Consider the following 21,917-nt stretch of genomic DNA (forward strand, 5'->3'; position numbering starts at 1 on the left):
TGTCGCGGCGCTCTCACGATGTCAATTCATCCGTCAGCGGTCGGCGTATGTATTGGCCACACAAGTTTCGACACCGAGAACCAGGATGCCAGGAAGAATGTAGCGAAGGCCGCGATCCAGACGTAGAAACCAATGAGTGCCCTGGGTCGATTCATCACGTCGGCCTGGCCGGTGAACAACACGGGCATGGGGTCGGACACCGATACGCGAAAGAAAACGACAGCGATGAGAATCGATATGCCACTCAGGATCATCGACCGAACATGCCGACCCTCGGCGTAGCTGAAAATCGCGGCGAAGAATGAAATGTTGGCCAGCCAGCCCATGGCGGCGGGTTGAAGGAAAATGACGCCAATCCAACCAAAGCCTGCGCAGAACCAACCGGGCATCGTCTCAATGCGGCCAGCGGTATGATCGGGCGCAACGTGAGTGATAAAGGTCTCAGCAGGCAAGAAAAGACTGGCCGCGAACAACGCCAGGGCGACAGCGATGACCACGGTTCGATGGTGTCTTAGCGTCATGTCGCGGTCTTCCTTGATCCTGGCTGGACCAGCATACCGCCTCGAAGGGCAGATGGCGCTTTGTCGCGGTACCCTCGGTTTATCGCCTGCGCGGCCCCATGTCGGGACCTCGACACGATCACGGATTTCCCCATGGCCGACACCACTGTCCCCGAGTTCTTCGAACGCTTTCCGATGACGCGTGTCGTCAATGCGGATCTCGATGCCGATCTCGCGGTGGACGACAACCGCATCACCATCCTTTTCCTATGGGGCCGCGACTGCCCCAACTGCGATATCGCCAAGCGCCAGATCCTGCTGACCAGCGAGCGTTTCGTCTGGCCCGAGGTGCGCTGGCTGCATGACAACGTCTACGACGATCCGACGATGGGCACGCGCTTCGGTCTCCACGGCATCCCGGCCTTCTTCCTGTTCCATCGTGGCAAGAAGCTTGGCCGGATCACCGCCTGGCCCGGCACGCAGCCGTTCATCGACGCGGTGAACAAGCAAATCGGTTTGACGGGTGCCAGCGCATGATCATCCAGTCGCTGCTCGATACCGACCTCTACAAGTTCACGATGATGCAGGTGGTGCTGCACCAGTATCCGGCGGCGCAGGTGGAATACCGTTTCCGTTGTCGCACGCCCGGCGTGGATCTGGTGCCGCTGGTGACGCGCATCCGCGAGGAACTCGACCATCTCTGCTCGCTGCGTTTCGCGGACGATGAACTGGCCTACCTGCGCACCCTGCGTTTCATCGACAGCGACTTCGTCGACTTCCTTGGCCTGTTCCATCTCAACGCCCGCTACGTGACGATTGCCCCGTCGACCGAGCACGCCGGCGAGATCGACATCGTAATCACCGGTCCGTGGCTGCACACGATCATGTTCGAGGTGCCGCTGCTGGCGATCGTCAACGAGCTCTATTTCGCGGCGAATCATCCCGACGCCGATCTCGACGAGGGCAGGGCGCGCCTGCGCGCCAAGATTGCCCTGCTGCGCGATACGAAGGGCTTCGAACGCGTACGCATCGCGGATTACGGTACACGTCGGCGTTTCTCGCGTGCCTGGCACGACGAGGCACTGCAGATCATGAAGGCCGAATGGGGTACCCATCTGGCCGGCACCAGCAATGTCTGGTTTGCGATGCGCCAGGGGTTGGTGCCGATCGGCAGCATGGCGCATGAATACCTGCAGGCTTTCCAGTCGCTGGGGCCGCGCCTGCGCGATTCGCAAACCGCGGCGCTCGAAGCCTGGGCCCGCGAATACCGTGGCGATCTCGGTATCGCACTATCGGACGTCTACGGTCTCGACGCCTTCCTGCGCGACTTCGACATGTACTTCTGCAAGTTGTTCGATGGCGCGCGACACGATTCGGGCGATCCCTTCGTCTGGGGTGACCGGGTGCTTGCGCACTATGTGCACAATCGTGTCGACCCGCGTTCGAAGACCCTCGTTTTCAGTGACGGCCTCGACGTTCCGCGGGTGATGGACCTGTACTCGCACTTCGAAGGCCGTTGCCAGCTTTCCTTCGGCGTGGGCACCAACCTGACGAACGACGTCGGGCCGACGCCGCTCAACATCGTGATCAAGATGACCCGCTGCAACGGCCAGCCGGTGGCGAAGCTGTCCGACTCACCGGGCAAGAACATGAGCGACGATCTGGAGTACGTGTCCTACCTGCGCAAGGTGTTCGGCTTGCCGGCTCAGAACGCCGGCAACACCGCACCGGCGTAGTTCTTCTCGATGAACGCCTTCACCTCGGGCGAGGTGAGGGCGGCGGCGAGCTTCTGCACGCGCGGGTCGTCCTTGTTGTCCGGACGCGAGACGAGGAAGTTCACGTACGGCGAATCCTTGTCTTCGATCAACAGGGCGTCCTTCACCGGATTCATGCCGGCGGCGAGGGCGTAGTTGGTGTTGATCAGCGCAAGGTCGACTTCGTCGAGCACGCGCGGCAGCATCGCCGCCTCGAGCTCACGGAACTTGAGGTTCTTCGGGTTGGTCGCGACGTCCTTGAGCGTGGCCAGGCGGTCGTTCGGATTCTTCAGCGTGATCAGGCCATGCTTGGCCAGCAACAGCAGTGCGCGGCTGTTGTTGCTCGGATCGTTCGGGATCACGACGTTGGCGCCGTCGGGCAGCTGGTCGATGGACTTGAACTTGCGCGAGTACGCGCCGAACGGCTCGATGTGCACGCCGACGACCTTGACCAGGTCGGTGCCGCGTTCCTTGTTGAACGCGTCGAGGTAGGGCTCGGTCTGGAAGAAGTTGACGTCGATCTGCTTCTGCGCGACCTGCATGTTCGGCTGCACGTAGTCGGTGAATACCTTGATATCGAGGTTCACGCCCTGCTTGGCCAGCAGCGGCTTGATCTCCTTGAGGATCTCGGCGTGCGGCACGGGCGTGGCTGCGATCGTGAGCGTCGCCTCGGCGGAGCCGTCCTTGCTGCCGCCATCACCCTGCGAACAGCCCGCCACGAGGATGGCGAGGGCGGCGGCGAGGGGGAGCAGGTACTTCTTCATGGAGGCGTCCGTGGCTTATGTTGCGGTGCGCCAGCATAGACGTCCATACCGCCGGATGCAAAGGCGGCCCCGCTGCCGTTCAGCGACGGCTATAGCGGGTTACCAGGCGATCGCCGAGCGATTGCAGGATCTGCACGAGGACGACCAGCAGGGCCACGGTGACAAGCATGTAATCGGGTTTGTAGCCGTTATAGCCGTACTGGTAGGCCAGCGCGCCGAGACCGCCGGCGCCGACGATGCCGCCCATGGCCGTATAGCCGACCAGGGCGACGGCGGTGACCGTGGCACCGGCAATCAGGCCAGGCCGGGCCTCGGGCAGGAGCACGCGCGTCACGATCTGGCGGGTGGTCGCACCCATGGCCTGGCTGGCCTCGATCACGCCGCGATCGACCTCGCGCAGCGCGGTCTCCACCAGTCGGGCAAGGAAGGGAGCCGCACCGATCACCAGGGGGACGATGGCGCCGCGGATGCCGATGCTCACGCCAGTGATCGCCTTGGTCACCGGGATCAGCAGGATCATCAGGATGATGAAGGGCACCGAGCGCAACACGTTGACGACCAGCGACAGCACGCCGTAGAGCTTCGGCTTCGCATGCAGTTGCCCGCGCGCGGTGAGGAACAGCCAGATGCCCAGCGGCAGGCCGAGCACCACGGTGAACAGTAGCGAACCGCCGAGCATCAGCAGGGTGTCGATGCAGGCCTGGCCGATTTCGGCCCAGTCGATGTTGGGGAAAAGCGTCTGCATGGGGCTCATCGGGCCACCTCTTCGATATCGACACCGGCGTTGCGGATCTGCGCGAGCGCATCCTCGACGCGTTCGCCGTTCATGGCCAGGGTGAGTTGCCCGTACGGGGTGTCCTTGATGCGGTCGACGCGACCCGACAGCAGGTTGTACTCGACACCCGTGTCACGGACGACGTTCGAGAGCACCGGCGAATACGTGGCTTCGCCGCGGAACGAGAGACGAAACAGGCGGCCGGCGACACCCGAGAACTCGGGGCCGTGGCCTTCGCGGTGATCGGCCTCGGCGACGAAGCGACGCGTCGTCGGGTGTTGCGGATGCAGGAAGACATCGGCCACGGCGCCCATCTCGACCACCTGGCCGGCCTCGAGGACCGCGACCCGGTCGCAGACGCGGCGGATCACGTCCATCTCGTGCGTGATGAGGACGATGGTCAGGCCGAGGCGACGGTTGATATCCGCGAGCAGCTCCAGCACGGACGCGGTGGTCTGCGGATCGAGCGCGCTGGTGGCTTCGTCACAAAGCAGGATGGACGGCCGGCTGGCCAGCGCGCGTGCGATACCGACGCGCTGTTTCTGGCCGCCGGACAGCTGGGCCGGATACTTCCGCGCATGCGCGGTCAGGCCGACCAGTTCGAGCAGTTCGTCGACGCGAGCGGTGATCTCGCCCTCGGAGACGCCCCCCTGGATACGCAGCGGAAAGGCGACGTTGTCGGCCACGCTGCGCGACGAGAGCAGGTTGAAGTGCTGGAAGATCATGCCGATGCCGGCGCGTAGCTTGCGCAGTTCGCTGCCCTGGGCATCGGTGACGTCGCGGTCTTCGATGAAGATGCGGCCGGCACTCGGCCGTTCCAGCAGGTTGATCAGGCGCAGCATGGTCGACTTGCCGGCGCCCGAGTGGCCGATGATGCCGAAGACTTCACCGCGCTCGATCACCAGATCGACGGGCTCGAGGGCGGGAACGAGTGCTCCGTCGACCCGATAGGACTTGGAAGCGGCGGCGAAACGGATCACGGGGGTTCCGGATGGGACGAAAGCGCTCATGGTAGCCCAAGCCGCGCCACGGCCGGCGCCACGGGGGTAGACTCCGGGCATTCCAACCACGTAGGGAGACGCGCATGACTGCCATCTACGATTTTTCCGCCCGCGACATCGACGGCAACGAACGGTCGCTCGCCGAGTACCGCGGCAAGGCGCTGCTGGTGGTTAACGTCGCGTCCAAGTGCGGCTTCACGCCGCAGTACAAGGGCCTGGAGGAGTTGCAGAAGCAGTTCGCCGGACAGGGCTTCGAGGTGCTTGGCTTTCCCTGCGATCAGTTCGGCCATCAGGAACCGGGCGATGAGGCCGAGATCCGCAACTTCTGTTCGCTCACTTACGACGTGAGCTTCCCGATGTTCTCGAAGATCGAGGTAAACGGCGACAACGCGCACCCGCTATACCGCTGGATGAAGGCCGAAAAGAAGGGCCTGCTCGGCACCGAAGGCATCAAGTGGAACTTCACCAAGTTCCTGATCGACCGCGACGGGCAGGTCGTCGAGCGCTACGCGCCGACGGATACCCCGGAGAAGATCGGCAAGGACCTGCCGAAGGTCCTCGGCTGAGGTTCTTTGGCTTGTGTAGGAGCCGATTTATCGGCGAATTGAGGACATGTGGGAGCCGATTCATCGGCGAAAAGCCAACGGAGCGGTGAAGCCGGACACCCAATCGCCGATAAATCGGCTCCCACAAAAGGCTGGCCCGCTGCCGCGGGATCGCCGATAAATCGGCTCCTACAAAAGCGCGACGATCAACGCATCCAGGACGGCTGGGTCTTGTCGAGAAAGGCGGTGAGGCCTTCTTGACCCTCGGTGGACACGCGAAGGCGGGCGATCAGGGCGGCATTGGTCGCATCGACCGCCTGCATGGCCTCGACGTCCATCCCACCCATGCCGAGCGCCAGCTGCTTGGCCTCGTGCTGGGCGATCGGGCCGCCCTTGCCCAGCAGGCCGACGACGCGATCGACGGCGGCATCGAGTTCTACGGCCGGCACCGTCTCGTGGACCAGACCCATCGCCAGGGCCGCGGCACTGCCGAAGATCTCGCCGGTGATGAACAGGCGACGTGCCTGGCGCAGGCCGATGGCGGCGATGACATACGGCGAGATCACCGCCGGTACCAGGCCGAGCTTCACCTCGGACAGGGCGAACTTCGCCCCCTCGCTGGCGACGGCGATGTCGCAGCAGGCCACCAGACCCACGCCGCCGCCGAAGGCCGCGCCATTGACCCGGGCCACGGTCGGCTTGGAAAGAAACTGCAGGCGGCGCATCAGGGTGGCCAGCCGCAGCGAATCCGCGCGGTTGTCCGCCTCGCTGGCGCTGGCCATGCCGCGCATCCAGTTGAGGTCGGCGCCCGCCGAGAAGCTCGCCCCCGCGCCGGTCAGGACCACGGCGAGAATGCCGTCATCGGCTTCGATCCCATCCAGCGCGGCGGTCAGGTCGGCAATCAGGCCGTCGTCGAAGGCGTTGTGGACTTCGGGGCGGTTCATGACCAGGCGGGCGAGGGAACCCTCGCGGATCAGTTCGACGGCGGACATCGGTCTCTCCGGAATGCGTAGGCGGCGATCATACGGTGTGCCATGTCGTTGCTGTCAGGTTGCTATCGGCGATTTCTTGCTTCATGTGCAGGCCATAACCTAAAGGCATATAATGCGAACAGTTCTTATTTGAGTAAGCCCAGTGCGCCTCTCAGACGCGCCGAAAGGTGCACATGCCGTGGTCCAGACCGTAACCGATGCCCATCCCGCCGATCCGATCGCCCAACGCCTGCGCGATCTCGGCTTCGTTTCGGGTGAACCGGTACGCCTGGTGGCCCGTGGCCCGCTCGGCGGCGATCCTCTCCTGATCCAGATCGGCTCGACGCGGTTCGCCCTGCGCAAGACCGAAGCGGCGCGGGTCGACGTGTCCGTGGACGGCGTCGCATGAGCGCCACGTCGATGCGCATCGCCCTGGTCGGCAATCCGAACTGCGGCAAGACCGCGCTGTTCAACCAGCTTACCGGCGGTCGTCAGAAGGTCGCCAACTACGCCGGCGTCACGGTCGAGCGCAAGGAGGGTCGCTTTACGGCCCCGTCCGGGCGCACGTTGCAGGTGCTCGACCTGCCGGGTGCCTACAGTTTCGATGCGACCAGCCCCGACGAAGCGATCACGCGCGATGTCTGCCACGGTCGCTATCCGGGTGAAGCCGCGCCCGACCTGATCGTCTGTGTCGCGGACGCGACCAATCTCCGCCTGCACCTGCGCTTCGTGCTCGAAGTCCGTCGCCTGGGCCGCCCCGTCGTGCTGGCCCTGAACATGATGGATGCCGCGCGCCGTCGCGGCATGGTCATCGATGTCGAGGCCCTGTCCCGCCGGCTCGGCGTGCCCGTGGTCGAGACCATCGCGATCAAGCGCGGAGGTGCGCAGGCGCTGATCGAACGCATCGATGCCTCCATTCCGGAGATCGTGCCCGCCGCCGTCGACAGCGCCAGCATCGAGCAACTGCACGCCGAAGTGCGCTCGATCCTGGCCGAGACGGTGACCCTGCCGCGGGATACCTCGGCCATCGACGACGCCATCGATCGCTGGGCACTGCATCCGGTGTTCGGCCTGCTGATCCTCGCCACCTTGATGTTCTTCATCTTCCAGGCGGTGTTCTCCTGGGCGCAGCCGGTGATGGACGGCATCCAGGCCGGGATCACCGGTCTCGGTGCCTGGGTCACGGGATTCCTGCCCGGCGACAGTGCGCTGCACAGCCTGCTCAACGATGGCGTCTTCGCCGGCCTCGGCGCGGTGCTGGTGTTCCTGCCGCAGATCCTGATCCTGTTCCTCTTCATCCTGGTGCTCGAGGAGTCAGGCTACCTGCCTCGTGCCGCCTTCCTGCTCGACAAGATGATGTTCCGCGTCGGCCTGACGGGCAGGGCGTTCATTCCGCTGCTGTCGAGCTTCGCCTGTGCCATTCCCGGCATCATGGCCACGCGCAGCATCCAGGATCCACGCGATCGCCTGACCACGATCCTCGTCGCGCCGCTGATGACTTGCTCGGCGCGGTTGCCGGTGTACACGCTGCTGATCGCAGCCTTCATCCCGGATCGTGCGGTGTGGGGCGTGTTCAACCTGCAGGGCGTGGTGCTGTTCACCCTGTACTTCGCCGGCATCTTCAGCGCGCTCGGCGTCGCCTTCGTGATGAAGCGCCTGCGCAAGGACAAGAGCGAGCACGCGTTGATCATGGAGCTGCCGTCGTACCGCCTGCCGAACGTGCGCGACATCGCGCTGGGCCTGTGGGAACGCGCGATGATCTTCCTCAAGCGCGTCGGCGGCATCATCCTCGCGCTCACCGTGCTGTTGTGGTTCCTCTCCACCTTCCCCGGCGCACCGGCGGGTGCGACGCAGCCGGCGATCGATTACAGCATCGCCGGTCGCCTGGGGCGACTGCTGGAATACGTGTTCGCGCCGATCGGCTTCAACTGGCAGATCTGCGTCGCCCTGGTGCCGGGCCTCGCCGCACGCGAGGTGGCGGTGGCTGCGCTCGGTACGGTCTATGCCATGTCGGGCAGCGACGATGCCGTCGCCTCACAGCTCGGTCCGCTGATCTCGCACCAGTGGTCGCTGGCCACCGCGCTGTCGCTGCTCGCGTGGTACGTATTCGCGCCGCAGTGCATGTCGACGCTGGCGGTGATCCGCCGCGAAACCAATTCCTGGCGTAACGTCGCGATCGCGGCCGGCTATCTGTTCGGCCTGGCCTATCTCGCCTCGCTCGCCACGTACCAGATTGCGAGGGCGCTCTCATGAGCACGTTCGATATCGTCCAGGGCGTGATCATCGCGCTCGTCGTGATCGCCGCCGCGTACGTGGCTTTCCGCAAACTGCTGCCGAAGACGTCCACCCGCGTGATGGCGCGGGTGTCGGCCAGCCTCAATCATGAAGGTCGGTCAGCCGTGGTGCGTTCGCTTGGCCGGCGCGTGCAGCCTGCTGCTGCGACCGGGAGCTGCGGCGACGGCTGCGGCTCCTGCGGGAGCTGCGGGCCGACGCCGCCCGTGAAGACCGAGGCGCAGCCGCTGCATTTCAAGCCTCGCGGCTGATTGGACTGATCTCTGTAGGACCCGGCCGGTCCTTGTGGGAGCCGATTTATCGGCGATGGCTGTTACAGCGTCGCCGCTCCGTTGGCTTTTCGCCGATGAATCGGCTCCCACATGTTGCGAGATCGCCGATGAATCGGCTCCTACCTGTTCTCATCGGGTGCGGAGCGCTTGCGTTTCGACCGTAGCGTCCACCAGCTTACCGAGAGGTTCACCGCAAACCAGGCGCCGATCAGCGCTAGCGGCCAGGCGATCACGGCCGGCCACAGGATGGCGACGACGGTCAGCACGATCGCCGTGAGTGCACCGGCGAGCAACGGGCCGGTTTCCGTATCGCCAAGCACGCGATGTTCGGTCAGGGCCGCGCCGACGGTGTTGGCCAGGCGCAGCGCGCCGGCTGCCGCGCGACTGGAGCTGCCGCCGGTGTGTCGTGGCCGCGGAGGGCGTGGCGCGCGGCTGCGCATCCGCTCGTTGCCGGAGCGACGACGACGCCCGCGCAAGAGGATTTCCGTGGCGTTTTCGAGGTCGGCCTCGTATTGCGCCTCGAGCTTCCCGGCGAAGCCGTTGTCCTCGATTGCTACGTCGATCTCGCGATTGCTCAGCCAGCTGGCGATGTTGAGATTGGACGAACCGACGCGGGCCCAGCGGCCGTCGGCCACGGCCGTCTTCGCGTGCAGCATCGAACCGTTCCATTCGAACACGCGGATACCGGCCTTCAGCAGCGGGCGATAGCCCGAGCGCGACATGCCGGCGACCATCGGGATATCGCTGCTGCCCGGGACAAGGAGGCGCACGTCCACGCCATCGCGCGCGGCCGCGGCCAGCGCTTGCACATAGGGTGCGACGCCGACGAAATAGGCATCGGTGAGCCACAAGGTCTTTGTCGCCATGGCGGCGACCATCTGGTCCAGTCGGTACATGCCGGCCGTGCTGGGCTGTGTGGCGATCAGGCGCAGCGACACGCTGCCGGCATCCCTGGCCTCGGCGGTCGGTCGCACGCGTTCGTCGTCGGGTAGCGGCTCACCCACCTGTTGCCAGCTGTCGGCGAAAGCATGTTCGATTTCCGCCACGGCCGGGCCGCGGATCACGACGCCGGTGTCACGCCATGGCGGCACGTCCCGCCCCGGGTCGCCCAGCCACTTCTCGCTCAGGCAGACGCCGGAGAGAAAGCCCACCTCACCGTCGACGACGAGTACCTTGCGGTGATCGCGGCTGACCCAGCCGAAGGAGCTGCCAAGGCGCGGCGGGTTGTAGATCCGCACCTGACCGCCCGCGGCGCGGAGGTCGTTCCAGAACGAGGCGCGTGACTGGCCGAGGCAGCCGACCCAGTCGCCGATGACGGCGACGAAGACGCCGGCCCGGGCCCGCTCGATCAGGGCCGCACGGAAGGCCTGGCCGATGCTGTCGTCACGGATGATGTAGTTCTCGAGGAACACATGGCGCTTCGCGGCCGCGATCGCGGCCAGCCACGCGTCGAAATGAGCACGCGCGTCGATCAGCAGTTCGACCGCGTTGCCGCCGATCAGTGGCGCGCCGGCGCTTCGGCTCAGCGCCTGCTCGGCGAACAGGCGGTTGGAAAATCCGGTGCTGCGGTGACGTACGTTCATGGGGGGCGAGTGTATCGGCATCTGGCATGATCGCCCGCATGGCATCGATTCCGTGTGACAACGACACTGCCGCCGCCGTCGAGGCGATCATCGCGCACGCCGGCGGGCACCCCCGTATCGCGGCGCCGCTCGGCCTGGGCAAGCCCCACGGCTTGCTCAATGCGCTCTACCGCGCGGTGCAGGGGCGGGACGATCGTTCGTTGACGATCTTCACGGCGCTTTCGTTGACGCGGCCGTCTCCGGGCAAGGGTCTGGCGGCGCGTTTCGCGGCTCCCTTCATCGAGCGTCATTTCGGCCCGGCTTACGAAGACCTGGAATACGCGCTGGTCCAGGCGCGCGACGCGCTGCCATCGAACGTGCACGTCCATGAGTTCTATATGCAGTCCGGTGCGTTGCTGGATTCGTCGGCCGCCCAGCGCGACTACATCAGCCAGAACTACACGCATGTCGCCCGAGATCTGGTGGCCCGCCAGATCAATGTGTTGGTCCAGCTGGTGGCCGTGCGCGACGGCCGGATCAGCCTTTCGTCCAATCCTGACCTGAGCTTCGACTTCCTGGATAACGTGGCGCGGGCCGGTATGCCCAAGCCGCTGTGTGTCGCGGTAGCACATCCGGACATGCCCTATGTGAGTGGCCACGCCGAAGCGCCGGAGGACATGTTCGACCGGTTGGTGATGCCGCCGGTGTCGCCGCCGCTCTTCGCCCTGCCACGCTCGCCGATCGAGCCGGCCGAGTTCGCGCTGGGGATGCACGCCAGCGCGTTGGTCGTGGACGAAGGGACGCTGCAGATCGGTATCGGCGCGCTGTCGGATGCCTTGGTTCGCGCGATCTTGCTGCGCCATGAGCAGAACGCGTCGTGGCACGAGGGTTTGACCGCGCTGGACGAAACCGGTGCGACGCGCCGCTACCTGGCCGCCTGGGGCGGCGGCGACACCTTCCTGCGCGGGCTGTACGGGGCCAGCGAGATGGTCATGGATGGCTTCATGCACCTGCAGCGCGCGGGCATCCTGCGCCGACGCGCTTACGACGACATCGCCGTCGAGCGGCGCGCCGCGGCGGGCGAGGAGGTGGGGACCACCGGCGGCCATTACCTTCGTGGCGCCTTCCTGCTCGGTTCGCGTGAGCTGTACGCCTGGATGCACCGCTCGGAGATCGACGATCCGGATGCGATCGACATGTGCCGTGTGTCCAACGTCAACCATCTCTACGGGGATCACCAGCCGCTGGCCGCCTTGCAGCGACGAGGGGCGCGCTTCTTCAACACCTGCATGATGGCGACGCTGTTCGGTGCCGCTGTCTCGGACGGCCTCGACGACGGGCGCGTCGTGAGCGGCGTGGGCGGTCAGTACAACTTCGTGGCGATGGCGCACGAGATTGCCGGCGGGCGGTCGATCCTGCTGTTACGGGCGACGCGCGGCAAGGGCGCCCGCGCGGTGTCGAATATCCGCTTCGGCTATGGGCATACGACCATTCCTCGACATCTGCGCGATGTCTTCGTCACCGAGTACGGGGTGGCCGACCTGCGCGGCCTGTCCGATGAGGCTTGCGTGGAAGCGATGCTCTCGATCGCGGATGCGCGGTTCGTCGATGGGCTGGCGGCGGAGGCGAAGAAGGCCGGCAAGCTGCGGGCGGATTTCCGTGTGCCGGAGGGCTGGCGTTCGCATACGCCCGAAGGGCTGGCGAGGGCGCTCGAGCCGATGCGTCGGCGTGGCCTGCTGGCGCCGTTCCCGTTCGGGTCCGACTTTACCGAGGTGGAGCAGCAGTTGCTGCCGGCGCTGAGCTGGCTGCGGGATGCGGGGAAGGGCGCCCTGGTGCGGGCGGCCCTTGCCCCGGGTCGGGCGGTGGCCGGCGAGGCGGAAGCGCTGGAGCGGATGGGGCTGACCAGGCCCGCCTCGTGGCGGGAAAGGTTGGAGCGGCGGCTCGTGCAGGCCGCCCTGCGCCGCCCTCCCGGACTCGGGTAGGAGCCGATTTTTGTGGGAGCCGATTTATCGGCGATCCCGCGGCAGCGGGCCAGTTTCCCGCGAGCACCCATTCGCCGATGAATCGGCTCCCACAGGGGCCAGTTTCCCGCGAGCACCCATTCGCCGATGAATCGGCTCCCACAGGGGCCAGTTTCCCGCGAGCGCCCGTTCGCCGATGAATCGGCTCCCACAGGGGCCAGTTTCCCGCGAGCACCCATTCGCCGATGAATCGGCTCCTACCAAAATCGGCTGCCGCGCTAGTCTGCGGGCGGTCATGGCAATGCGCTAAAATGCGCGGCTATGACCGAAGACCTCCATAGCCGCCCGCGTCCCGCGGAAGCCGCGTCCCGCCGCCCCAGCACGGGTGTGATCGTCGACCGTGTCCAGGTGGGTGGCAGTGCGCCCATCGTCGTCCAGTCCATGACGAATACGGACACCGAGGACCCCGTCTCGACCGCCAAGCAGGTCGCCGAGCTGGCCCGCGCGGGGTCGGAGATGGTCCGCATCACGGTGAACACCCCGGCCGCCGCCGCGGCCGTGCCGCGCATCCGCGAACGCCTGGACATGATGGGCGTCTCGGTGCCGCTGATCGGCGACTTCCACTACAACGGCCACCAGCTGCTGGAAGGCGAGCCGGCCTGCGCCGAGGCACTGGCGAAGTACCGGATCAATCCGGGCAATGTCGGGTTCGGCAAGAAGAAGGACGCCCAGTTCGCCTCGATCATCGAGATGGCGATCCGCTACGACAAGCCGGTGCGCATCGGTGCGAACTGGGGCTCGCTGGACCAGAGCATGGTCGCTTCCCTGATGGACGAGAATGCGACCCGCGCCAATCCGTGGGATGCCGGCCACGTGGCACGCGAGGCCCTGATCCGTTCGGCGCTGGATTCGGCGGCGCGCGCGGAAGACCTCGGCCTTGCACGCAACCGCATCATTCTCTCCTGCAAGGTCTCCGGCGTGCAGGAGCTGATTGCCGTGTATCGCGATCTCGCCCGCCGCGCCGACTACGCGCTGCACCTCGGGCTGACCGAAGCCGGCATGGGTTCCAAGGGCATCACGGCCTCCAGCGCGGCGCTGGGCGTGCTGCTCCAGGAAGGCATCGGCGACACCATCCGCATCTCGCTGACGCCGGAGCCGGGCCAGTCGCGCACGGCCGAAGTCATCGTGGCGCAGGAGTTGCTGCAGACCATGGGCCTGCGTGCCTTTACGCCACTCGTCACCGCGTGTCCGGGTTGTGGTCGTACCACCAGCGAGTTCTTCCAGGAACTGGCCAAGACCGTGCAGGAGCATGTGCGTGAGCAGATGCCGGTGTGGCGGGTGAAGTACGACGGTGTGGAAAACCTCACCCTCGCGGTGATGGGCTGCATCGTCAACGGCCCGGGTGAATCCAAGCACGCGAACATCGGCATTTCGTTGCCCGGCAACGGCGAGGCACCGTCCGCACCGGTGTTCATCGACGGTGAAAAAGCGATGACCCTGCGCGGCGATAACATCGCCGACGAGTTCGTCGGCATTCTCGATAACTACGTCGAAACGCACTACGCCGCGCGCGGCGACTGAGCCATCACGCCTTGAATGCGGGGCCGTCCGGCATCATTACCGGCGGTTCCCCGCAGGAGACAAAGGCATGACTTCTTCCGTTCCGGTCCTCGACCTCAACGATGGCAACAAGGCTCCGCAGCTCGGCTTCGGTGTTTTCCAGATTCCCGACGGCGAAACCGCCGATGCCGTCGCCAGTGCGTTGGCCGCAGGCTATCGCTCGCTGGATACCGCGGCGATCTACAAGAACGAAGCGGGCGTGCGCCAGGGTATCGAGCGCTCCGGCGTCGCACGTGGCGATATCTTTCTCACGACCAAGCTGTGGAATGCCGAGCAGGGCTTCGACAGCACGCTGAAGGCCTTCGACGCCAGCCTGGCAAAGCTGGGCACCGACTACGTCGACATGTACCTGATCCACTGGCCGACGCCCAAGCGCGATCTCTACATCGATACCTGGAAGGCGTTCATTCGTCTGCGCGACGAAGGCCGTATCCGCTCGATCGGCGTGTCCAATTTCCAGCCGGCGCATCTCGAGCGCCTGGTGAAGGAAACCGGTGTGGTGCCGGTGGTCAACCAGATCGAACTGCACCCGGACTTCGCCCAGAATGATGTCGTCGCGGCGAACACCAAGCTGAAGATCATCACCGAATCGTGGAGCCCGCTCGGCCAGGGCGGCGATCTGCTGAAGAACGAAGCGCTTATTGCGATCGGCAAGAAGCACGGAAAGACGCCGGCCCAGGTGGTCATTCGCTGGCATGTGCAACTCGGGCACATGGTGATCCCGAAGTCGGTCACGCCCGAACGCATCAAGGCCAACATCGACGTGTTCGATTTCGAGCTGTCGGCGGACGAGATGAAGGCGATCGATGCGCTGGATGCGGGCAACCGCATGGGCCCGCATCCGGATCAGCTGAACTGACTTACTTGCCCATCGAGACGTCGATCTCGAACGGGTAGGGCGCCGGCTTCTTCGGCGGCGGCGGGAGGGTCCAGACGGCAAACTGGCCGGTGAAGCATTTCGCCACCGGGGTTTCCGGCTGGACTGCCACGTCGCTGGAGCGGCCCTTCGCGTCGATCGTCGCAACGATGGTGAAGGGCGTCTTGTCCGCCGGGCTGTTGCTGGCGATGCAGTCCTTGAGCGCATCCGTGGCCGGGTTGCCGATCTTGTCCCACAACGCGCCCTGCCAGGCCTTGCCCTCGGCGTTCTTTTCCAGCGCCTTGGCGGCCTGGACGCGGGCGTCGAAACCGCTGTCGGCGGCGAGGGCAAAAGCGAGGGCAAGCAGCATCGGATGTCTCCGGAATGGGATCGGATCAGCCTAGCAGGGACGCGAAGGCTTCACATCCGCCGGGCTAGCGTGGCCGCCATGAGCGTCGCTCCCGCGATGCGCCCGGAGCCTTCGATGCATCTGCGATCTTCCTGTCTTTCGGCCCTGTTGTTTCTCTCGTCGGCGGCCATCGGCCAGTCGGTTCCGACATCCGCGCCGGCCGCGACACCGGGGACGAACCCCGCCGCCGCACCGATGCCGGGACAGGCCAACCCGGCGGCCATGCCGGTGCAGCCCGCGTCGGACGCCGGAGCCACCGAGCGCGGCCTGGCTCCTGTCAAGCCCGGTCGTCCCGGAGTGACGCAGCGCGTGCAGAACGCCAATACGCACGATGTCGATGCCCAGGGCCATACGCTGGACCCGCACGGGCGTCCGGTTGGCCAGGCAGCATCGCCGATGGTCGCGCCGGCGGCGGCATCGACGGTCCACCGCTGAGCGGCAGCCCATAAACGGCATTCCCGGCATGGGAGTCGCACGGTTTTGCGCCAGTGCGCTACCATCCGGCGGTGCCGCACCTGGACGGGAGTGAGGATGAAACGAGCGATCGCCGTGGCCCTGCTGACGGCCGGCCTGGCCGGTTGCGCGGGGATGTCCTCGAAGATTGCCCGACTGGAAGTCGGCACCCCTCGGGACGAAGTGATCGACCACCTGGGCCCGCCCGATTCGGACCGGAACATGGTCGGTTTCGAGGTGATGAGCTGGATCGACCGCCGTCCGGGACGATTCTCGTTCTCCCATAAGGACTACACCGTCGTGCTGAAGGACGCGAAAGTCGTCCAGTTCGGCCCCGGCCTGGTACGTCGTGACGGCAAAACCTCGCTCCAGATCGAAACCGGCGATCCCTAGAAGTCGCCTCATAGGCGTACAAGCGTGGCGCCGGCCGGCAACGCTAGCGTTCCCCCATAGCCTTCGGGGAGCCGCACCATGTCGATGAAAGCACCTACCTATGCCGAGCTGGCCTCGGAGCTGACGCGCTTGCACGACGCCCGCGAGGCGGTGATCGAGCAGGCCCTGGATGCCCTGGAGAGTCACCACCCCCCGCTGGCCCAGCTGGTCGTGTCGTGCGTGGGCGACCGTCATCGGGCGGCCCGTTGGCTGGTTATGCCGCAAAGAGCGTTCTCCGGCCGCAACGCCTACGACATGCTGGCGGATGGCGACCTGGATGGGGTGTGGGAGCAGGTGGTGCTGAAGCAGCTGGGGATTGTCGCTGCGCTTTGACCGCTGGTGTGGGAGCCGATTTATCGGCGATGCTCTTGGTTCGGTGTGGGGGGGCGAGGCAAGCAACCTGGGTGGAGCGCTGCTGGGCAGCGGTTTATTTACCATTCGCCTATGAATCGGCTCCCACATGTATCCATCGCCGATGAATCGGCTCTTACATGTTTCTATTAGATCCAGCCGCGGCGGTGGTAGACCCAGAGGGCGAGGTATTCGCGCAGGCAACGGGCGGTGAGGGTCAGGGCGTCGCGCCGCGGTAGCCACGCGGGGGCGTCGACGAGCCTGGCGTGGCCGTCATCCGCCGCCACGGGCGTCACGGCGATGCCCTCGTGCCGGAACGAGCCGGCGGCGCGGCGCATATGAATCGCCGAGGTGACCAGAAGTACATCGGACAGGCCATCGGCCTTGAGGATGACGGCTGAATTGCGTGCGTTCTCGTGGGTATTCACGCTGCTGCCTTCCACGCGCAGGTCGACGTCGGGGACACCTGACAGGGCAAATCCCCGCGCCAGCTCGTCGGCCTGATCGCTGCCCGAGACGAGCAGTACCGGTGCAAGGCCGTCACGCCAGAGAGTCAGCCCGCGGCCGGCACGTGTGGTGGTCCGCGACCAGTCGGACACGGGCAGCTTGCCGCCCCCGAGTACGACGATCGCGTCGGCGTGTGGCGGGGAGGGGGCGGTTGCCGTCGCCAGTCCCTCGCGCAGGGACAGGGCGAGCGCCGGCGTGGAGGCGACCCAGATCCAGGCCAGGGCGATCGTCGCGGACAGTACGGCCATGCGGGGCCGCCGCCATAGCACGAGGGCCGTCGACAGGACTGCCAGCAGAAGTGCCTGGACCGCAGGATGGGTCAGTCGTCCGACGATGTCCGTCGCTATCGCCAAAGCCTGTCGTCCTCGTTTCGCGCGGGAGCAAAGCATGGCGCACTTCGCAAGCTTAAGCGCGTCGGTCGAATGGCATAGGCGGGCTGTTGGAATGGACGTGGACCCCTATCGACCCGACGATACCGACCGAGCGAAGTCACAGGGGCAAGTGTCATGATCAAGCGTTGGAACCGCGTCGCGACACTCGTCGCCACCGTCATGCTGACGGCATGCGCGACAGGCGGAATTACCTCGGCACCGCCGAAGATGGACGCCGCCAGTCCGGTGGTCGATGCCTATCTGATCGGTGTCGACGACCAGTTGCAGGTGACGGTCTGGCATAACCCGGACCTCAGTGTCAGCGTGCCGGTACGACCCGATGGCAAGGTCACCGTACCCCTGGTGGGCGATATCGCCGCCGGTGGACGCACCACCGATCAGGTCGGTGCGGAGATCCAGCAGAAGCTCGCGCAATACATCCGCGACCCGCAGGTCGCCGTGATCCTCACGGCACTGCGCAGCCATGAGTACCTGTCCCGCGTCCGGGTGACCGGTGCCGTGCGCAGTCCGATCTCGATCCCGTATCGGCAGGGCATGACCGTGCTCGATGCCGTGCTTGCCGCCGGTGGCACGACGGAATTCGCCGCACCCGACCGCACCGAACTCTATCGGCGCAACGAGGGCGGCTCGACCCAGGCCTATGCCGTGCAACTGCAGAAGATCCTGCAGCAGGGCGACCTGAAGAACAATTACCCGGTACAGCCCGGCGACGTGATTACGGTACCGCAGCGCGCTTTCTGACAGGGGTATGTGATGAGCGGGGAACTTGTTCCTTTCACGGGCATCCTGCCCGCACTGATCGGTGAAGCACGCAGGCGTCGCGTGGCGATGGGCGTGATCTTCGCGGTGATCGCCTTGCTCGCTCTCGGCGTCGGCATGGTCTGGCCGAAGAAATACGAGGCATCGACGACGATCCTCGCCGAGGAAAGCAGCATCATCACGCCGCTGATGGAAGGCGCCGCATCGGCCACGGGTAACAAGAACCGTGCCGGCATCGCCCGCGACGTGATCTTCAGCCGTCGCGTACTCGACGAGGTGCTGCGTGGCGGAGGCTGGCTGGCGAACAGCCCGACGGCGCTTGAGCGCGACAAGATCATCGAAGGGATCAAGGGCCGCACCAAGATCATCAACAACCGCGAAAACCTGATCACGATCACCTATTTCGACTCGGATCCAAAGCGCGCTTTCGAAGTCACGCGTGCGTTCGGCCAGCTGTTCATCAGCGAAAGCCTGGCGTCCAAGCAGCGCGAAAGTCGCGAGGCCTACGAGTTCATCAACAGCCAGGTCGAGGCGTATCGCGGCAAGCTGACCGATGCCGAGGGCAAGCTCAAGGCATACCGCGACGCCAACGCCGATGCGCGTCCGGGCAACGATGTGGAAACCAGCTCGCGAATCAGCCAGCTGCGTACGCAGATCGAAAACAATCGCATGGATTACATGCAGAAGCAGTCGCAAGCCGCGGCGCTCGCCTCGCAGATCAACGGCGAGTCCGAGGTCAACGCGGTGCAGACGGTGGGTGGCATCTATACGACGCAGCTGGGCGATCTGCAGGGCCAGCTGGACAAGCTGCTGCTCAACTACACCGACGACTACCCCGACGTGATCCGCCTGCGCCACCAGATCGAAGACGTCCGCAAGCAGGCACAGACGGCCGATGCGCAGCGCGCGGCAGGCGGCCCGATGCCGATCGATCATTCGACGACGATGAACCCGGTGTACCAGCAGATGCGTCTGCAGCTGTCCGCCGTCCGCGGCGATGCCGCCGCCAGCGCAGCCCGGGTGGGCGCCAGCGAATCCATGCTCCAGTCCGAACTCGAACGCAGCAAGCGTATTGCCAGTTCGGAAAATGTCATCGCCGAGCTCACCCGCGACTACAACGTCAATCGCGATGTCTACCAGGACCTCCTGAAACGTCGTGAGAACGCCCGCGTGTCGATGAACCTGGACGCCGAGCAGCGAGGCCTGACCTTCCTCGTGCAGAACCCGGCGGTCATGCCGCTGGTGCCGTCGGGCCTCCGCTTCATGCACTTCGGCCTGGCCGGGTTGGCGCTTTCCCTGGCTATCCCCTTCGGCCTGCTCTTCGCGGTGGCTCGCTTCGATCCACGCGTCCGCTCGGTCGGTCAGCTCGAGCGCGCGACGGGTTTCCCGGTACTCGCGTCGATTCCGTTCTACCCGACGCCACGTGACCGTCGGCGCGACCACCTGCAAAACATGGTGCTCGGCCTGATCGTCGCCGGCGTCGGTGCGGTGTACCTGCTGCTGTTCTGGATGAGGATGAAGGGCTGACATGAACAAAATGGCCGCGAACAACACCGAATTCAGCGACATGCTCTCCGACCATCATGGCGATCCCCACCACGGTGACGCGCATGCGACCCCCAACCACTCGATCGCGCGGATGCGTGAGGAGGCTGGCGCACTGGCGCCGATCGACTGCGAGCGCAAGCGCCTGATCCATCGCGAGGAGTCCGTGCGGCAGCAGTCGGATGCCTTCCGCGGTATCCGCACACGGCTGCTCGAGATGGCCGGCGAGAGCAACTTCATCACGCTCGTGGTGGCCGTGAGCCCACGTTCGGGCGGCAGCTTCGTCACCCGCAACCTGGCAGCGGCCTTCGCCTTCGACGAGGCCAAGACCAGCCTGTTGATGGACTGCAACCTGCGTTATCCGAACCAGCACAAGGCGTTGGGAATCGAGCCGCGGACCGGTGGGCTCATCGACTTCCTCGAACATCCCTCGCGCGGCATCGCGTCGATCATGTACCACACGGGGGTGCCGCGCCTGCGCCTGATTCCGGCGGGCAAATCGCGCGAAAACAGCGGCGAGTATTTCTCCTCGTTCCGGATGCGCGCGGTGCTCGACTCGCTGCGCTGTCGCTATCCCGACCGCTACCTCTTCCTCGATGGCCCACCGGTCAAGGGCTCGCCGGATGCACGCATCCTCGCGGATCTCGCCGACTTCGTCGTCATCGTCGCGGGCTATGGGCGGGACACGCCGGCCTCGATCAACCAGGCCGTCGCCAATTTCGATCCCGCCAAGCTCGCGGGCGTGGTTTTCAATCAGTCGCCGTAAGGACGACGCTCGCGTGGAACGACCGGCAGGCGTTCCACGGACACAGGGGCTAAGGGAGGGAACATGCCGGCATCGACAAGGCTCGCCCGTGCGATCGTGATCGGGCTCGCGTCGGCACCCACCATGGCGCTCGCGGGTACCTTCGACTACACGCTCTATGCAGGACTGGAACACAGCAACAATATCGCGTTGTCGTCCGATCGGCCGATCAGCGAGACCGTCTTCACCCCCGGCACGACCTTCCAGTACACCCAGTTCGGCTCGACCTTCCAGGCCAACGTGGCCGGTACGCTCGAGTACCGAAAGTACCTGCAAAACGATTTCGATTCGCAGACCCAGACCCAGTTGGCGGCCCAGGCCAACTGGACGGCGATACCCGAACGCCTGGACTTTTCCCTCGAGGACTATGCGGGTGTGCAGCCGGTGGATCAGCTGTCGGCGAATTCCCCGAATAACGAGCAGCAGACCAACGTCGTTCTGTTCGGACCGACCTTCCGCATGCGCTTCGGCGATGCCACGCGCGCCCAGGTGGAGCTGCGTTACATCGACAGCTACGCCTCGAAGGTGGACGAGTTCGATTCGACGCGTGGCCTTGCCGCGCTTCGGCTGTATCGCGATCTGAACCCGACCGACACACTGTCGGGCAATGTCGAGTTCCAGCGGGTGGACTTCGATAAGCAGCCCTCCAGCGAGAATTACGATCGCAAGGAGGCTTACCTGCGTTACACGAGCAACCTGGCGCATTTCGACGCGGACATCCTGCTCGGCGGCACGCGCCTGAGCTTCGACCAGGGCCGTAATGCGACTGCGCCGCTGGCGCGGATACAGATCGGCTGGCAGCCCTCGACCGAGAACTCGCTGAGCGTCGCGGGTATCTACCAGTACGCGGACGCCGCGCAAGACATCATCACGACCCCGGGACTGTTCGCCGCCAGCGGGGCCTCGGCCAATCGCACTGAAGCGATCGATCCTTTCGCGAACACGGGCGGACTCGGTCGCGGTTCGTCGACGGGCATCGGTGTCGGCAGCGCCGTCATCGGCTCGGACGTGTACAAGGAAAAACGCTTCGAGGCGACCTGGGTGTGGCAGCAGCCGCGCCTGGGCGTGACGGTATCGCCGTCATACAGCCAGCTTCGCTACCTCGATGACAACACCTTCAATCAGACCGGCAAGGGTGTCAGCGCCGGCGTGAGCTACCGACTCAAGCCGACACTCACGCTCACCGGGTTCGGGACTTACGACCGCACCAAGTACGACAGTTTCGACCGCACCGACAAGACCGTTCGCCTGGGCCTGGACCTGGGTCAGCAGGTGAATCGGCACTGGACCTGGCATGCGTCGGTGGCGCGCGAGCGCCGGACCAGCGACGCGGTGGGCCAGAGCTATCGAGAAACCGAATTCTTCATCGGCGTGGTCTACCGGAGATAACG

24 protein-coding genes are annotated in these 21,917 nt (G+C 65.4%); 16 read left to right on the forward strand and 8 right to left on the reverse strand.

Going from position 1 to position 21,917, the window contains the following annotated elements:
* Positions 1-26: 26 nt before the first annotated feature.
* On the reverse strand, positions 27-521 hold the full coding sequence (locus BJI69_RS16880) for a hypothetical protein (protein WP_046966645.1): 495 nt from the start codon (positions 519-521) through the stop codon (positions 27-29).
* A gap of 132 nt (positions 522-653) precedes the next feature.
* On the opposite strand from BJI69_RS16880, the gene BJI69_RS16885 reads away from it, so the two are divergent.
* Both BJI69_RS16885 and pncB read left to right on the forward strand, forming a co-directional pair.
* Positions 654-1,037: a thioredoxin family protein gene (locus tag BJI69_RS16885; RefSeq protein WP_052767061.1), complete on the forward strand. Its 384-nt coding sequence runs from the start codon at positions 654-656 to the stop codon at positions 1,035-1,037.
* Positions 1,034-2,236 (forward strand): nicotinate phosphoribosyltransferase, encoded by a 1,203-nt coding sequence (gene pncB, locus BJI69_RS16890; protein WP_046966646.1) that lies wholly within the window; start codon positions 1,034-1,036, stop codon positions 2,234-2,236. Before BJI69_RS16885 ends, pncB begins: the two co-directional genes overlap by 4 nt.
* On the opposite strand, the gene BJI69_RS16895 is transcribed toward pncB, so the two are convergent.
* The 3 genes from BJI69_RS16895 to BJI69_RS16905 form a co-directional block, all read right to left on the reverse strand.
* A complete protein-coding gene (locus BJI69_RS16895) occupies positions 2,206-3,018 on the reverse strand; it encodes a MetQ/NlpA family ABC transporter substrate-binding protein (protein WP_046966647.1) in 813 nt (270 codons plus the stop codon). The genes pncB and BJI69_RS16895 overlap by 31 nt on opposite strands.
* A 79-nt stretch (positions 3,019-3,097) precedes the next feature.
* Positions 3,098-3,772 (reverse strand): methionine ABC transporter permease, encoded by a 675-nt coding sequence (locus tag BJI69_RS16900; RefSeq protein ID WP_046966648.1) that lies wholly within the window; start codon positions 3,770-3,772, stop codon positions 3,098-3,100.
* Positions 3,769-4,773 carry a methionine ABC transporter ATP-binding protein gene (locus BJI69_RS16905; RefSeq protein WP_046966649.1) on the reverse strand — a complete coding sequence of 335 codons (1,005 nt, stop codon included), beginning with the start codon at positions 4,771-4,773 and terminating at the stop codon, positions 3,769-3,771. Before BJI69_RS16905 ends, BJI69_RS16900 begins: the two co-directional genes overlap by 4 nt.
* 104 nt (positions 4,774-4,877) lie before the next feature.
* Here BJI69_RS16905 and BJI69_RS16910 point away from each other — a divergent pair, with 104 nt between their 5' ends.
* A complete protein-coding gene (locus BJI69_RS16910; RefSeq protein WP_046966650.1) occupies positions 4,878-5,360 on the forward strand; it encodes a glutathione peroxidase in 483 nt (160 codons plus the stop codon).
* Between the two features lie 185 nt (positions 5,361-5,545).
* On the opposite strand, the gene BJI69_RS16915 is transcribed toward BJI69_RS16910, so the two are convergent.
* Positions 5,546-6,331 (reverse strand): enoyl-CoA hydratase-related protein, encoded by a 786-nt coding sequence (locus BJI69_RS16915; protein ID WP_046966651.1) that lies wholly within the window; start codon positions 6,329-6,331, stop codon positions 5,546-5,548.
* 142 nt (positions 6,332-6,473) lie between these two features.
* On the opposite strand from BJI69_RS16915, the gene BJI69_RS16920 reads away from it, so the two are divergent.
* From BJI69_RS16920 to BJI69_RS16930, 3 genes are read left to right on the forward strand one after another with little or no spacing between them, the layout of a single operon-like run.
* A complete protein-coding gene (locus BJI69_RS16920; RefSeq protein WP_046966652.1) occupies positions 6,474-6,719 on the forward strand; it encodes a FeoA family protein in 246 nt (81 codons plus the stop codon).
* A complete protein-coding gene (gene feoB / locus BJI69_RS16925; RefSeq protein WP_046966653.1) occupies positions 6,716-8,563 on the forward strand; it encodes a ferrous iron transporter B in 1,848 nt (615 codons plus the stop codon). Before BJI69_RS16920 ends, feoB begins: the two co-directional genes overlap by 4 nt.
* The gene (locus BJI69_RS16930) at positions 8,560-8,853 is read left to right on the forward strand and encodes a DUF6587 family protein (RefSeq protein WP_046966654.1); all 294 of its coding nucleotides are present in this window, start codon (positions 8,560-8,562) and stop codon (positions 8,851-8,853) included. Before feoB ends, BJI69_RS16930 begins: the two co-directional genes overlap by 4 nt.
* A 140-nt stretch (positions 8,854-8,993) precedes the next feature.
* Here BJI69_RS16930 and BJI69_RS16935 read toward each other — a convergent pair whose 3' ends face one another.
* Complete coding sequence (locus BJI69_RS16935) at positions 8,994-10,457, reverse strand: phospholipase D-like domain-containing protein (RefSeq protein WP_046966655.1); 1,464 nt, start codon at positions 10,455-10,457, stop codon at positions 8,994-8,996.
* A 38-nt stretch (positions 10,458-10,495) separates the two neighbouring features.
* Here BJI69_RS16935 and BJI69_RS16940 point away from each other — a divergent pair, with 38 nt between their 5' ends.
* The 3 genes from BJI69_RS16940 (at position 10,496) to BJI69_RS16950 (ending at position 14,876) form a co-directional block, all read left to right on the forward strand.
* Positions 10,496-12,418 (forward strand): acetyl-CoA hydrolase/transferase C-terminal domain-containing protein, encoded by a 1,923-nt coding sequence (locus tag BJI69_RS16940; protein WP_181016722.1) that lies wholly within the window; start codon positions 10,496-10,498, stop codon positions 12,416-12,418.
* Between the two features lie 300 nt (positions 12,419-12,718).
* Positions 12,719-13,978, forward strand: a complete 1,260-nt coding sequence (ispG, locus tag BJI69_RS16945; protein WP_046966657.1) for a flavodoxin-dependent (E)-4-hydroxy-3-methylbut-2-enyl-diphosphate synthase — start codon at positions 12,719-12,721, stop codon at positions 13,976-13,978.
* 67 nt (positions 13,979-14,045) lie between these two features.
* Positions 14,046-14,876 carry an aldo/keto reductase gene (locus BJI69_RS16950; RefSeq protein WP_046966658.1) on the forward strand — a complete coding sequence of 277 codons (831 nt, stop codon included), beginning with the start codon at positions 14,046-14,048 and terminating at the stop codon, positions 14,874-14,876.
* A gap of 1 nt (position 14,877) precedes the next feature.
* On the opposite strand, the gene BJI69_RS16955 is transcribed toward BJI69_RS16950, so the two are convergent.
* A complete protein-coding gene (locus tag BJI69_RS16955; RefSeq protein WP_046966659.1) occupies positions 14,878-15,243 on the reverse strand; it encodes a hypothetical protein in 366 nt (121 codons plus the stop codon).
* 114 nt (positions 15,244-15,357) lie between these two features.
* Between BJI69_RS16955 and BJI69_RS16960 the strand changes: the two genes are divergently transcribed.
* The 3 genes from BJI69_RS16960 to BJI69_RS16970 all read left to right on the forward strand — a co-directional run bounded on the left by BJI69_RS16960 (position 15,358) and on the right by BJI69_RS16970 (position 16,500).
* The gene (locus BJI69_RS16960; protein ID WP_046966660.1) at positions 15,358-15,717 is read left to right on the forward strand and encodes a hypothetical protein; all 360 of its coding nucleotides are present in this window, start codon (positions 15,358-15,360) and stop codon (positions 15,715-15,717) included.
* Between the two features lie 96 nt (positions 15,718-15,813).
* On the forward strand, positions 15,814-16,128 hold the full coding sequence (locus tag BJI69_RS16965) for a hypothetical protein (RefSeq protein WP_046966661.1): 315 nt from the start codon (positions 15,814-15,816) through the stop codon (positions 16,126-16,128).
* Positions 16,129-16,206: 78 nt separating this feature from the next.
* Positions 16,207-16,500, forward strand: coding sequence for an antitoxin Xre/MbcA/ParS toxin-binding domain-containing protein (locus BJI69_RS16970; protein WP_052767062.1), 294 nt, complete (start codon positions 16,207-16,209; stop codon positions 16,498-16,500).
* A gap of 167 nt (positions 16,501-16,667) precedes the next feature.
* Here BJI69_RS16970 and BJI69_RS16975 read toward each other — a convergent pair whose 3' ends face one another.
* Positions 16,668-17,273: a YdcF family protein gene (locus BJI69_RS16975; RefSeq protein ID WP_162200967.1), complete on the reverse strand. Its 606-nt coding sequence runs from the start codon at positions 17,271-17,273 to the stop codon at positions 16,668-16,670.
* A 258-nt stretch (positions 17,274-17,531) separates the two neighbouring features.
* On the opposite strand from BJI69_RS16975, the gene BJI69_RS16980 reads away from it, so the two are divergent.
* The 4 genes from BJI69_RS16980 (at position 17,532) to BJI69_RS16995 (ending at position 21,915) form a co-directional block, all read left to right on the forward strand.
* The gene (locus BJI69_RS16980) at positions 17,532-18,158 is read left to right on the forward strand and encodes an XrtA/PEP-CTERM system exopolysaccharide export protein (protein WP_071925007.1); all 627 of its coding nucleotides are present in this window, start codon (positions 17,532-17,534) and stop codon (positions 18,156-18,158) included.
* A gap of 87 nt (positions 18,159-18,245) precedes the next feature.
* Positions 18,246-19,703 carry an XrtA system polysaccharide chain length determinant gene (locus BJI69_RS16985; RefSeq protein WP_425477400.1) on the forward strand — a complete coding sequence of 486 codons (1,458 nt, stop codon included), beginning with the start codon at positions 18,246-18,248 and terminating at the stop codon, positions 19,701-19,703.
* Between the two features lies 1 nt (position 19,704).
* The gene (locus BJI69_RS16990) at positions 19,705-20,487 is read left to right on the forward strand and encodes a P-loop NTPase family protein (protein ID WP_244465221.1); all 783 of its coding nucleotides are present in this window, start codon (positions 19,705-19,707) and stop codon (positions 20,485-20,487) included.
* Between the two features lie 63 nt (positions 20,488-20,550).
* Positions 20,551-21,915, forward strand: a complete 1,365-nt coding sequence (locus tag BJI69_RS16995) for an outer membrane beta-barrel protein (protein ID WP_046966664.1) — start codon at positions 20,551-20,553, stop codon at positions 21,913-21,915.
* Positions 21,916-21,917: the final 2 nt, after the last annotated feature.

Origin of the sequence: Luteibacter rhizovicinus DSM 16549, assembly GCF_001887595.1 — a bacterium.
GTDB classification, from domain to species: domain Bacteria; phylum Pseudomonadota; class Gammaproteobacteria; order Xanthomonadales; family Rhodanobacteraceae; genus Luteibacter; species Luteibacter rhizovicinus.